Annotated in this window: 1 other RNA gene; it reads right to left on the minus strand. The window is 52.8% G+C overall.

Features of this window, described 5'->3' with window-relative positions:
* Positions 1-267: a transfer-messenger RNA gene (ssrA, locus tag DBR44_RS19420) on the minus strand; the annotation flags it as partial.

A 267-nucleotide genomic window follows, 5' to 3' on the forward strand; every position in this document is an offset into this window, starting at 1 on the left:
GAACATGTGGACCAACGAACGGAGTTGAGTAAAAGTCCCTCAGATACCCTCAACAAATATCTGAAGCAGTGGCTCCCTAAGCGACGCCAGGACCTAGAGTGGAAGCAACTCTAGACTGACGGATTCGCAGCTCGGCCTAATCAGGCAGCGAGGGCGAAATCGGTGCGGTTATTAGACTTAGCACCTATTGTTTTGCAGAGGACATTAACGAGATGACTCTACATTCTCGGCCCGCTTCTCCCGTCGCAGTGTCCGACGTCGAACCCG

The organism is Aquitalea sp. FJL05 (genome assembly GCF_003852595.1).
In the GTDB taxonomy this organism is placed as follows: Bacteria; Pseudomonadota; Gammaproteobacteria; order Burkholderiales; family Chromobacteriaceae; genus Aquitalea; species Aquitalea aquatilis.